This window comes from Streptomyces sp. CG4 (assembly GCF_041080655.1).
Lineage (GTDB): Bacteria > Actinomycetota > Actinomycetes > Streptomycetales > Streptomycetaceae > Streptomyces.
In genome coordinates this window covers 111,713-123,927 of record NZ_CP163526.1, presented here as the reverse complement: position 1 = coordinate 123,927, position 12,215 = coordinate 111,713, and the positions used below count along the sequence as shown (strand labels likewise).

Below are 12,215 nucleotides of genomic sequence, written 5' to 3'. Positions count from 1 at the left end.
GCTGCCGTGATACTGGTTCAACGTGCAACCATGCGGGGGTGAGAGGGCGAGGACATAGCGACACAGATGGCGGGGAGGTCAGCGGACCAGCGGGAAGAGCCGATGCTGCGCCAGGGGGTGACCTCGACGCGGGTGGCGTCTATCGCCGCTTGGCGCCGGTGGCGTACTGCGTCAGGGGTGGAGGCATTGGCCAGGGCGAGTTCGCGAGCCTGCTGCTGGTGGTTGGCGTGGATGACCCAGGTCTGGCTGCCGTGCACCGGTTCGGTGCCGGTGCTGCGGATGGTGGGGATGGTGACGGTCCAGTGGTACATGAGAGCGGTGCCTTGCTGTGACAACGAGGGGAAGCGGGCATCGGCGGGCCGATGGTCCCGGGTCTGGTCCGGCCGGCGGGTGCACGGCCGTCTGATCTGACATCCACCCTCGCCGGATGCGCCGGGCAGAACATCCGCCACCTGACAGAAAAACCCGCCAGTAGGGCCGGGTGCCCATCTGCCTGGCCCGTCTGCGAGCCCGCGGGGGTCCGTGCGGCGCGCATTCACTGCCCCCGATGGGATACTTCGCAGCATGGCGACGAGCGTCGCAGGCGGTCTTGGTGCGTCGGCGCCGGTGGGCCGTGAGGATGAGGTGTGCACGGTCGTGGAGGCTGCTCGCCGGGCTGTGGCCGGGCAGGGTGGCGTCGTCTTCGTCACGGGCGAGGCCGGTATCGGCAAGACCACGCTGGTTAACGCCGTGCTGGCCCGTCTGCGGGGCCTTCAGATGCAGGTGTACAGCGGCACGGCGGACATGCTGGAGGCCCGCTGGCCGTTCAGTGCGATCACGGACTGTCTTCAGGTGTACCGCCGCAGCCCAGACCCCGAGCGTGCACGTCTTGCCGTTCAGATCCACCCCGAGATAGACGGCACGGCGCAGCCGGCAGCCGGCGATGACATCGGGCTGGTCCAGCAGGTGATCGCGCTGGTGGAGGACGACTGTGAACAGTCCCCGCTCGCGTTGGTGCTCGATGATGCGCAGTGGGCGGATCCGCACAGCGTGATGTGTCTGCAGCGTATCGGGCGGCTGGCCCGGCAGCTGCCGCTGCTGGTGCTGGTGGCGATCCGTTCCGGGCCGGGCACCCCCCAGCTGGACGACCTGCTGGAGAGCAACCACGAAACCCCAGCTCACAGCCACCAACTGAGATCTCTACCGAACCCGGGGTGCCTCTGTGTCTTGTCAAGTCGCCCGGTCAGGGAGGCAGTTGGCTCTTCGTGCGTCGGCGATCATGACGCGCCACACGTGGTCGGCCAAGCGGCGTTTCAAGCACCGCTTTGCTTCCTTCGGCGTCTTGCCCTCGGAGAGTTTGCGCTGGTAGTAGGCGTGTCCGGGTGATTTCGGCATCCGTATCTGCACGACTGCGATGGTGTGGAGGACAGAGTTGAGCTGGCGGTCGCCGGAGCGGGAGAGCCGGTGGCGGGCCTTGTCCGCGCTGGCGATCTCCACCGGGGCGGCACCGGCGTAGTTCGCGAACGCGGCAGAGGTGGGGAATCGGTGAGCCCATCGGGTGCGGCCGATCAGCCGGGCGGCCATGACTGGCCCGATGCCCGGGGTGTCCATCAACGCGCTGCCCGATGCCTCCACAAGGCTCTGCATCCGGGCAGCGTTGTCCGTCAGCTGCTTATCCAGCTTCCGGATCTCGGCGACCAGATCCCAGGCGATGTCCTTGCGGACGGTCTCGACGTCGCCGACGGGATGGACGGACCGCAGCAGTTCGCAGCAGCGCGTGGAGTTGGTTGACCGTGCGGACCCGACCCTGGGCCAGGTTCACACGCCGTTCGTCCAGGAGCGCCAGTGCCGTGGTGTGGTCCTCGGGTTCGACATTCCGTCCGTCTCCCTGCAGATAGGCGACGGTGGCCGCGGCCGCGGCGTCGATCTGGTCGTTCTTGCGCCGTCCGCCGCGGGAGAGTTCGCGCACCCGGCTGGTCGCCGCGGCAGGCACGTCGACGACGCTCTCGCCGCGGGCGATGAGCCACTGAGCGAGATGCCGACCCAATCCGTTGGCGTTCTCCACAGCCCACTTCCGCTGCGGCCACCGCTTGGCCCAGGACAGGAGCCGCCGGTAGTGCGTCAGGCTTGCCTCGATCCGCATCGCCCCGACCTGCTGGTTTGATTCCGGCTCGACGGCGGTGGCGGTGTGGGTGGACTTGTGTGGGTCGACACCGAGCAGTATCACGGGACAGCGTTCCTCACGGTCGGACGACAGGGCATCCACGGCCGACACGCCGACTTCCGGAACCAACCGGCTGGGACACGCCTCTGTTGAGTCGGACCGCGGGCGGACACCGGACCGGCGACATGCCCCGGGAGAGCCAGCCCCGAAGAGCGGCAGACGGTTCACGAGTCACCCGGCCCGGCGTCCTACGGCACGCTACGAGCGGCCAACCCGACCGCGTCCCGCTGCCCCCATACAAGTCGGCGGTTCACTGCAGCAGTGTGTGTTTCAAGGACGGCGGACGCCGCGCCGCAGGCCTCGAAGCCGCTTCAGCGGCATCGGCTGTTTCGATGTCTGGTCTCTTATGGCTGGAGGGATTAGCCGTGCGGAAGACCCAGTTGGGCGGCGAGGAAGGCTAGCGTGTCGGCGCTCTGGCCGATGCTCCGGCCGACGGAGCGTGCTCCGTGACCGGCGCCGGCTTCGCGACGTAGCAGGACAGGGCGGTCGTGGGAAGGGGAGGTGGTGGCGTGCTGCAGTGCTGCGCACATTTTGCGGGTGTGTGACGGATCGACCCGGGTGTCCTCGTCGGACACCGTGAACAGGACGGAGGGATAGCGCGTTTCTTGGGTCACATGGTGGTAGGGGGAATAGGACAGGAGCCAGTCGAGCTGCTCCGGGTCGTCGGCGGTGCCGTATTCCTGGGTCCAGGTGGGGCCCAGACCGGTTTTCTCGTAGCGCGCCATGTCCAGCAGGGCATCGGAGCAGACGACGGCGCGATAGAGGTCGGGGCGCTGGGTGAGGGCCGCCCCGACGAGCAGTCCTCCGTTGGACGTGCCGTGGATGCCGAGCTGGCTCGCAGTGGTCCAGCCATGGGCAATGAGGTATTCGGCGGCGGCGTGGAAGTCGTCGAAGGTGTTCTGCTTGTCCGCGCCCATGCCCGCGCGGTGCCACTGCTCGCCGCGCTCGCCGCCGCCTCGGACCGAGGCGATGGCGTAGACGCCGCCCGCCTCGACCCAGGCGAGGATGTCAGGGGAGTACTGGGGTGCCATCGGCAGGCCGAAGCCCCCGTAGCCATACAGGATGGTCGGGCGGGGCCGGTCGGGCCGGCATCCGGCATCCGGTACCGGGGCGGTGCCGGCGGGTGCCGTGGTGGAGACCGGGGCGATGATCAGCATGTCGACTTCGGTGCCGTCGTGGGACAGATAGGTCACCTGCCGGCTGTGCACACGGGCGACCTGCTCCCGGCGGGACGGGTCGGTAAAGGGCAGGGTGCGACCGGTGTGTGCGTCGTAGTGGAGGATGCGGGCCGGGGTCGTGTGGTTGGTGTAGCCGATCCACAGTTCGTGTCCGTTGTCCTCGCGCTGTGAGACACCGGCCAGTGTGCCCGGACTGGGAAGCGGCACGGTGCCGGTCGGTGTGCCGGTGTCCAGCGCGTGGAGGGTCAACTCGGCGGTGGTGTGGCGCTGTCGGACCGCGACCAGCTGCGGGGCGGCCAGAGCCGGGGAGTCCAGGAACAGGACGCCGCCGAGCACGGCCTCAGGGTCCTCGGGCAGCAGTTCTGTCCACGCCTGGGGGGCCGCGGGATCGGCGACACACAACCTGCCCCGAGGTGCATCGAGGTCTGTCAGCAGGTAGAGCCGCCCGTCCGGCCCGATCTGCGGCATCGTCTGGGCATGCGCAGAGGGCTGTACAGGCCGGAAGTCCGGCGTTTCGGGAGACGAGGAGTGCAGGTCGGCCAGCCACGTCTGGTTGTACGGCGCGGTCCCGATGGTGGAGGAGATGATCAGCCAGCGGCCGTCGCTGGTGAGCGACACAGCGAAGGAGCTGCGCGGGTCGTGGCCCGCGCCGAAGACGAGGATGTCGTCCTCGGGGTCCCGTCCGACGTGGTGCAGCCGGACGCGGCGGTGGGAGGAACCCGCGCCGGCCGGCGCGTCGGCCGTGCTGCGCACGTAATAGAAGGATTTCCCGTCCGGCAGCCAGACGACGGGCGAGTAGCGGCAGCGGTCGATGGGCCCGTCGACGAGCCGGCCGGTATCCGTCTCGACGACGTGCAGCACACAGTTCTCGGTCCCGTTGCGCTCGGTCTGGTAGGCGACGAGGCTGCCGTCGGGGGAGGGGTGCCAGCGGGCGAGCGTGGTGCGCCCCGAGGGGTCGAGGACGAGCGGGTCCAGCAGGACGCGTTCGTCGCCGCCCGGATCGGTGACGTGGATCGCGGGTTGCTGCTGGCCGGGAACATAGCGCTTGATGAAGCGTCGTCCGCCGCGCCAGGTGGGCGGCCCGGACATGGGGACGGCGGAGAGGGCAGTGAGCCGTTCGGTGAAGTACCCAAGGTGCGGCCAGGTACCGCGGGTTGTGGCGAAGAGTTCGTCCTGCGCATCCAACCACTGCCCGGTAGCCGAGGACACGGGATCCTCCAACCAGCGGTAGGGGTCGGGGACCTGACGCTGGTGGACGATGTCGACCAGGTCCAGGCGAAGGGCCTTTGGATAGGTCGGCGCCGGTCGGTCGGGGGAGGCCGTGGTCATGGAATCCTCTGCGGTGTGGGGTGGTGAGGTACGGCGTGACGGGCGCCGTGCGATGGGCGAACGGGTGGTCAAGAGGCCACGGGCAGGGCGGCGGCCTCGGCCGGTTCCGGGCGGCTGCCGTACCAGTGGCCGACGAGATCGGCGTACAAAGGGCAACGGGTCAGCAGTTCGCCGTGGGTGCCGATGTCGGACCGATCGGCGTCCAGGACGAGGACAGTGTCGGCGCGTAGGGCGGAGCTGATGCGATGGGCGATCACCACAACCGTGCCTCCCCGTGCGCGCAAGGCCTCCTCCACGCGGGCCTCGGTGGCGGCGTCGAGCGCGCTGGTCGCCTCGTCGAGGACAGTGAGGGGAGCACCCTGGAGGTCGGCGCGGGCCAGCGACACCAGCTGCCGTTCGCCGGCGGACAGGCTGTGCGGGTCGAACGGCGTGTCGTATCCGCCGATCCGGGCCGCCACTGACGTCAGCTCGAAGCGGGAGACAGCGGCGTCGATGTCGCGGTCGGTCGCGTCCTGGACCAGATAGGTGAGGTTGTCGCGCAGCGTTCCGGCGAAGACGTACGCCTCCTGGGGCACCACCGCGATGTGATCGCGCCGGACCTGTCCAGACAGGACGCACGTGGGAACACCTCCCAGGAGAACCCGTCCGGTGTCAGGGGCGAGGACGCCGGTCATGAGATCGGCCAGAGTCGACTTGCCTGCACCGCTCGGACCCACGACGGCGAGGCGACTGCCGGGTTCGAGTCGCAGGCTCAGCCCGTCGACCACGCGCGCGTGCGGCCCGTAGGCGAAGGACACCTCCCGCAGTTCCAGCTCGCTCCCCCGAGGGACGGGCGCCGTGCGGGCGTCTTGTGCGGCGCGGGTGGAGACCGGCCGGTGACCGGCGGTGGTCACGTTCTTCAGGACGACGGTCAGTTTCAGGCCGGAGGAGCCGACAGCGCCCGTGAAGCGGCGCAGCGCGGGCGTGACGCCGCCGAGGATGTACGTTCCGGCACCGAGCAGCGCGCCGGTGGTGACGCCACGCGCGCGCAGCCCCTCGGCGACGGCGACGAGCAGCAGCGGCGGCATGTAAAGCCCGATCGCCAGCGCGGCGGTGCGCAGGGCTTGGACCCGGGCCAGCCCCCGCTCGCTGGCCGCCTGCTGGTCCACGGCTGCCTCTACCTCAGCGGCGAGCCGCTCCTCGGCCCCGCAGGCGATGGCGTCTCGGGTGCCCTCCACCGCCTGAGTAATGACCGCGCTGACATGTTCCTCTGCCCGCAGCACGTGCCACTGCCGGGTGTGCAGGAGGGGCAAGAGCGAGCCGAACAGCACCAGTGACACGAGGACTGGGACGGTGATCAGGGCGGCGAGCAGTGGGTGCAGCGCGAACAGCCCGAGGGCGACGGCGGCCAAGCTGAACACCAGTGACAGCACGGTGGCCAGCAATCCGCCCAGCAGGTCGCGTACGACCTCGATCTGCGCGGTAAGCCGTGCCGCCGCGGCGGGGTCCAGCCGGCCGCGACCGGTCACTGCACGGTGCAGTTCACCGGTGACCACCCTGCGCATGAGCCGGTCCCGCAACGGCTCGACGACGTCCGCCAGGGAGGCGAGCGTGCAGCGGGTGGCCAGCGCCCCGATGGCGAAGGCGGCGACGGCCAGGGTGAGGTAGGCCATGCCCGTCCACGGGGCTCCGGCAAGAAAGCCGCGGTCACCGGCGAGCTGGACCACACGCCCTTCCGCCAGGACGGGCAGCACGGACAGCGCCGACCACGCGGCGAGGCGACGCAGCGCCGGACGGTTGTGTGTCAGTTCTTCGCGGACCAACTTCCAGGCAGGGGTGGGTTTAAGCGACATCGGTGAACTCCTCGTGGTGAGCGGGGCGCTGACCGGTCGTCGCGGCGGCGGGTCCGGTGCATGCCAGGTGCTCTTGAGCGGGGTGATGCTCCTGGGCAGGGTGTGCCTCGGCGGGATTAAAGACGGCCCGGTACGCGGAGTCCGCCCACAGGTCGTCGTGGGGTGCCACCGCCCGGACGCGGCCGTCCTCAAGCCAGGCCACGAGGTCGGCACGGGCCGCGGTGGCGGGGCGCCGGGCGATCAGCAGCCGTGTACGGCACAGGGCAGGATCGTCGAGGGCTCGCTGCACCTCGCGCTCGGTGGCGGTGTCCAGGCTGGAGGTGGCGTCGTCCAGGATGAGGAGCCGGGCGTCGCGGGCGAAAGCACGGGCGAGCCCGAGGCGCTGGGCCTCGCCGCCGGACAGGGGCGTGTCGTCGACGGCGTTGTTGTACCCGGCAGGCAGCCGCCTGATGAAGCCGTCGGCGTGGGCGGCCCGCGCCCCGGCCGTCACCTGCTCGGCTGGCAGGGGCTCGGCGGCCAGGCCTATCGCACCGGCGACCGTACCGCCCAGCAGCACGGGGCGGTCGAAGGCGTAGCCGACGGCCGACCGCAGTGCCCGCCGGGACAGCCTCTCCACCGGTACACCGTCGAGCAGGACGGTGCCGCAGGAGGGCTCCAGAAGGCGCCCGGCGACGGCTGCCAGCGCGGACTTTCCGGAGCCGGTGCGTCCGACCAGGGCCAGCGATGCCCCCGTGGGCACGTCCAGGTCGACGTCGGACAGGATGCGGCGGCCGTCCATCTCCACGGTTACTCCGCGGAGTTGGAGGGTGCCGTCTCCACGTGGCAGATCCAGGTCGCCGTACGCCTGGCCCGGCAGCGCGAGCAGCTCGGCAACGCGGCCGGCGGCGGCTCGTGCCCGGGCCAGCCGGGCCAGCAGCCGTGTGTGCTCCAGCGCGCCGAGGACCAGCCCCGCGTACGAGCTGACGGCAGCCAGCTGTCCGGGCGTGACCCGGCCGGCGCTGACGCCGAATCCGGCGACGGCGAGCACCGAGAGGGACACGAACGGGCCCAGCAGCATGGCCTGCCAGGAGATCCGGGCCAGCATCCTCCAGCCCGCGACCCCTGCACGGCGCAAGGCAGGCAGGGGGGCGAGGGAGCGCTCCACCTCCTGCTCGACGCTCTCGCATGCCCGGATGGTGCGCACACCGCGCAAGGCCTCCAAGAACCGGCCCACGACGTCGCCCTGCAACCGCTGGTAGTCGTCGGCGAGTTCCGCTGAGCGTCGAGCGAAGGCACGCACGAGGGCGACAGCCACGGGCAGGGCGACCAGCACCGTCAGCGGCAGCCAGAAGTCGACCAGGCCGAGGGCGATCAGCCCGCCCAGCGCACCGATGAGCGAGGCTGCCATCCGAGCCAGCGCCATCGCGCTGCCCGCCGTGTCGGCGGTGTTGGCCACCATGCGCGTCACCACGTCACCCGAGGGTCCCCGGTGGGCGAGACCCGCTCCGGCACACAGCCAGTGGCGTATGGCACGTCCTCGCAGTCCGGCGACTGCGGTGGCAGAGGCGTAGGGGTCAGCGAGCTGGATCATGATCTCGGAGACGGCAGCCAGGGCCAGAGCGCTGGCCAGCAGGATCAGGGCGGTGGTCGTCGGGCTGCCGTGGATCACCGCGTCCAGGGCGTGTGCCAGTGCCAGCGGCAGTGCCAGGTCGGACACCAATTCCAGCAGCAGGCCCGCGGCCAGCAGGACCAGGGCGGCACGGCGGTGGCGGATCGACTGCCACAGCAGCCGGTCGCCGTGGCGCCGGGTGCGTTCGGGTGCTGTTGTAGGGGGGGTGCTGGCCATGAGGGGCACTTTCTCGGGTGCTGTGGGCGGGCGGCGCCCCGTTAGGGACGGCGCCCGAGGGCGGAGTGTCAGGGGTCAGCGCGGCAGGAGCGGCTTGTCAGGCTGAGGGGGCGCGGGCAAGCAGCCCGGACGGGGCCGGGTGCCTTCGGTGGAATCCTCGGGGACTTCGTGACAGGCGGGATGGCTGGGCAGTTCGGGAACGGGCATGGAAAGGCTCCTCATGCGGCGTCGGGGCTGTTCGTCGGGGCACCGCGAGCGCGGCGCCCCGACCTTGCAGGGGCGATCAGCAGTTGTTGCTCCAGTAGCTGGTGAAGCAGATGTAGCTGTTGCTGCTGGTCGCCGGTGCCTGCTCCTCTTGTGAAACGGTCAGGTTCTGCAGCTGAAGTACGGTCATGTCTCTCTGTCTTTCTGGGATAGGGGGCTGGTTCGGCCAGTCAGCAGTTGGTGCTGATCGAACTGCCGCAGATCCAGCTCTGGGTGCTGCCGCCCCCCGGCAGTGCGTCGGTCTCGGGAGCCGGCAGGGTCTGCAGGTTCAGGATGGTCATGGTGGGTTCCTTTCATGGGGGGGGCGGGCGGCGGTGTGGGGCCGCCCGCCCGTGGTGGGTGTGTGTTGGCGACTAGAAGCAGTTGGTGCTGAAGAAGCTGCCGCAGGCGGCGCTGATGTTGCTGCCGGCGCCGGCGGGGGTGTCCTCGGTGTTGGCGGCCGGCAGGGTCTGCAGGTTCAGGATGGTCATGGTGGGTTCCTTTCATGGGGGGGGCGGGCGGCGGTGTGGGGCCGCCCGCCCGTGGTGGGTGTGTGTTGGCGACTAGAAGCAGTTGGTGCTGAAGAAGCTGCCGCAGGCGGCGCTGATGTTGCTGCCGGCGCCGGCGGGGGTGTCCTCGGTGTTGGCAGCCGGCAGGGCCTGCAGGTTCAGGATGGTCATGTTTCTTCTCCTTTGTTGGGTGTTGGGTGGGTGGTACTCCGGCTTCTCAGCCGGAGGTCTGAGCGCTGACCGGGGGCGGCAGGAACGGCAGGGCGGGACGGCCCGTGCGGGCGGCGTCGATGCCCAGCAGTACGCCGGCGGATCCAGTAGCGAGATCGGTGGAGAGCCGCAGCAACTGCTCGCCTGGGAAGGCGATGTGGCTCTCGTAGGGGATGGCCTGGAGGACGAGCAGCCGCAGCAAGCGGTCGATGGCGCCGTCGTGCGCGGTGGTCGCCTTCCTGGCGCGTTCGCGTGCCAGCAGGAAGAGGATTCCGGCAGCTCCGTTGAACAAGTTCGGCTGGATGTAGAAGTCGTAGTGCGCGGCCTTGAGGATCTGCCCCAGCGCAACACGGAATTCTTCGTCGTCCTCGTGGGTCAGGTAGTCCTGGAGGACCAGACCGATGCCGGCACTGCCACCAGCCAGATACGGCAAGGTCCTGAAGCCTTCGTCCACTTCGAGGGTTCCGTGAGGCGTACGGGCACACCCGGCGAGGTCCATACGCAGGGCGCGGGCCGCGAGGTCGACGTAACCGCGGTCATCCGTCGCCTCGTACAAGCGCAGGAACAGCAGCGCGGGGCCGCTCCAGCCGCGCATCAGCCCTGCCTGACCGAGCAGCCGCGTCGCGTCCGGAGGGGTGTCGGGCAGCACGGATGCCAGATGCTCCGCCACGCGGACCGCATGCTGGTGCAGCACCCTGTCAGTGGTGCGCTGCGCGAAGTGCAGCAGGTTCAGGCCGATGCCGGACAGGCCGCCGCGCAGGTCGATACTGGGGCGGCGGACCGGCGTGTGCAGGGTTTTGTCCAGCACGGACAGCGCCTCGTCCTCGTGACCGAGGCGGTCGAGTACGTATGCGATGCCGTGCAGCCCGTCGTAGAAGCCAAGTTGCGGCTCCACGGCGTCACGCGCGTGGCTGATCAGCCACCGCTCGTGTTCCTCATGACGGCCGTGGCCGGTCTGCGCCAGTGCGTAGAGCACACCGGCCGCGCCGTGGGCCACGTTGAGCCCTCCAGTGGTGAACTGCTCGATGTCACCGGGGAAGAGCCGGTCGGCGCGCCCCGGAGTGGCGCTGGCGAGGATGCCGTCGGCTATCGACGGTGTCGCCCTGGAGAAGTCCCTGCCCCAGGCAGCGTACGTGTCGGTGCCGCCTTCCGTGATGCCCTGGCCGAGCTTCCGCGTCAGCCGTTCGACGTAGTCGTCGGGCACCGGGAAGCGGTCCTGGATGGCCCGAGCCAGCTGCAGCGCCTTGGCACGGGAGAGGTCCAGCAGGGACGTCAGGGGGTAGAACAGGTGCAGCCCGAGGCAAGCCAGCAGCCAGTCGTCGACGGCGACGCCGGTCAGGTGCGGGGGAGGGTAGAAGCCCGGCGCGCCTTGGGCCGGGCGGTGGTGCGGGTCGTCGATGCCGGCGAACTCGAAGTCGATGAAGACCACGCGGCCGTCGGGCCGCACCATGATGTTGTGCGGATGGACGTCCCCCAGCACCACCCCACGGGAGTGAATGTCATCCAGACCGCGTTCGAGCTGCTCGTACACGGACAGGGCCCAGGTGGTGTACTCCTTTCCGCGCCCGGACGCACCGTCCAGACCAAGCAGCGGAGTACGGGTGATCATTTCCTTCCACAGCGTGGAGCCCTCGATGAACTCGCTGACCATGAAGTGGTGCTCCCACCAAGCCAGGTAGTCGTGGTATTGGGGCACGCAGGGCAGTCCGGACAGGCACTGCAGGACATCGGCCTCGTGCCGGAGGCGGGTGATCGCCTCGACTCCCAGCATGTCGAGCCCCGCGTGGGGGCGGGCCTCCTTCAGCGCGACCGTACGGCCGGTGCCGGTCTCCGTTGCGCGATAGACACCGCCGCCGTTGGAGAAGTGCAGCGCGGCCTCCGGCCGATAGGGGAACTCCGCCACCGCCCCGGCGTTCGGCAGCTGGTCCAGGAGGAAATCCGGCACGTCTACCCAGGGCGGGGGCGCGAAGACGGGCTCGCGCTCGTCCGGGACCAGTTCACCCTCGGGATTCTCGACCGCCAGCACCGGCTTTCCGGCGGCGTCGGCGACGTAGCGCTCCGCGAATCCTCCGTACCGCACAAACAGCGGACCATTCCGCCAGCGCAGATCACTGAGAATATACGGCCCATTTTCGCCGTCGAGAATATCTCCCAGTTTCTCCAGTGTTCTGCGGAGCTGGTCCTCGCCTGCAGGGTAGATGGCAATGAATTTTCCGCTGGAGCCGCGGTTGGCGTATTTATGATTCTGCTGGTGGAGGCTAGCGGGCCCGGAAAGGAATTTGAAGGCGATCTGCTCGGCAGTGCAGTATTCTGTGGTCGCCTTCAGGACTCGTTCCGCGTTCGCATGGGTCGCGGATACATGGATCTTCCAGCCCTGTGGAGGCAGAGTCGCACCGGGAGGCCGGAAAACCGTCCACTGGTCCAGCGCGCGCTTCTCCCAGCCTTCGGGAACGGTCACCAGGTGCTCGTAGGAACGCGTGGCGTGGTGGCTGACCGGCTGGTCATAGAAAGGGTTGCCCTGCTGGGCGTACTCGGCATAACGGGCAGCTTGCATGGCTGTGCGCTCGGTTTCTCTGGGGGTAATTTACTGTCGTGGTACGCCGACCTCTCGGCCGAGGTGGGGCGCCTGGACGTCAGCGGTGATCTCGACATGCGGCACCGCTTACCGCCGGGGGCACACACCATTCCGATCCGACAGGTGTGGCTCAGGGCCTGGACCAAGGCGAGGCTGTGGCCGGATTCCGCCTGCGCCGTCGCAATGTTCGCGGCGTCAGGGGGTGCGCACTGCTGGGGCAGCTTTTGGTCGCCATCGGATACCCCGCACTTTGCCTCGCGGACCTCGATGCCAACGGACATTTCGAAATGCCGGGGGACGTGCCCGCCTAC

10 protein-coding genes and 1 pseudogene are annotated in these 12,215 nt (G+C 69.4%); 1 reads left to right on the top strand and 10 read right to left on the bottom strand.

Going from position 1 to position 12,215, the window contains the following annotated elements; all coding sequences use genetic code 11:
• Positions 1-17 precede the first annotated feature (17 nt).
• Positions 18-311 (bottom strand): hypothetical protein, encoded by a 294-nt coding sequence (locus AB5L52_RS45765; protein WP_369369149.1) that lies wholly within the window; start codon positions 309-311, stop codon positions 18-20.
• Between the two features lie 253 nt (positions 312-564).
• Between AB5L52_RS45765 and AB5L52_RS45760 the strand changes: the two genes are divergently transcribed.
• Positions 565-1,365: an ATP-binding protein gene (locus AB5L52_RS45760; RefSeq protein WP_369369148.1), complete on the top strand. Its 801-nt coding sequence runs from the start codon at positions 565-567 to the stop codon at positions 1,363-1,365.
• Between the two features lie 36 nt (positions 1,366-1,401).
• On the opposite strand, the pseudogene AB5L52_RS45755 reads toward AB5L52_RS45760, so the two are convergent.
• The 9 genes and pseudogenes from AB5L52_RS45755 to lanKC all read right to left on the bottom strand — a co-directional run.
• Positions 1,402-1,563: pseudogene (locus AB5L52_RS45755) on the bottom strand (transposase); the annotation flags it as partial.
• Positions 1,564-1,651: 88 nt separating this feature from the next.
• The gene (locus AB5L52_RS45750) at positions 1,652-2,206 is read right to left on the bottom strand and encodes a transposase (protein WP_369369147.1); all 555 of its coding nucleotides are present in this window, start codon (positions 2,204-2,206) and stop codon (positions 1,652-1,654) included.
• A gap of 356 nt (positions 2,207-2,562) precedes the next feature.
• Positions 2,563-4,710: a prolyl oligopeptidase family protein gene (locus tag AB5L52_RS45745; protein ID WP_369369146.1), complete on the bottom strand. Its 2,148-nt coding sequence runs from the start codon at positions 4,708-4,710 to the stop codon at positions 2,563-2,565.
• Between the two features lie 68 nt (positions 4,711-4,778).
• Positions 4,779-6,542 (bottom strand): ABC transporter ATP-binding protein, encoded by a 1,764-nt coding sequence (locus AB5L52_RS45740; protein ID WP_369369145.1) that lies wholly within the window; start codon positions 6,540-6,542, stop codon positions 4,779-4,781.
• A complete protein-coding gene (locus tag AB5L52_RS45735; protein ID WP_369369144.1) occupies positions 6,532-8,367 on the bottom strand; it encodes an ABC transporter ATP-binding protein in 1,836 nt (611 codons plus the stop codon). The genes AB5L52_RS45740 and AB5L52_RS45735 overlap by 11 nt, the downstream gene beginning before the upstream one ends.
• A 434-nt stretch (positions 8,368-8,801) precedes the next feature.
• On the bottom strand, positions 8,802-8,912 hold the full coding sequence (locus AB5L52_RS45730; RefSeq protein WP_369369143.1) for a SapB/AmfS family lanthipeptide: 111 nt from the start codon (positions 8,910-8,912) through the stop codon (positions 8,802-8,804).
• Between the two features lie 72 nt (positions 8,913-8,984).
• Positions 8,985-9,101, bottom strand: a complete 117-nt coding sequence (locus AB5L52_RS45725) for a SapB/AmfS family lanthipeptide (protein ID WP_369369142.1) — start codon at positions 9,099-9,101, stop codon at positions 8,985-8,987.
• Positions 9,102-9,173: 72 nt separating this feature from the next.
• Positions 9,174-9,290 (bottom strand): SapB/AmfS family lanthipeptide, encoded by a 117-nt coding sequence (locus AB5L52_RS45720; protein WP_369369141.1) that lies wholly within the window; start codon positions 9,288-9,290, stop codon positions 9,174-9,176.
• A gap of 46 nt (positions 9,291-9,336) precedes the next feature.
• A complete protein-coding gene (gene lanKC / locus AB5L52_RS45715) occupies positions 9,337-11,883 on the bottom strand; it encodes a class III lanthionine synthetase LanKC (protein ID WP_369369140.1) in 2,547 nt (848 codons plus the stop codon).
• Between the last annotated feature and the right edge of the window lie 332 nt (positions 11,884-12,215).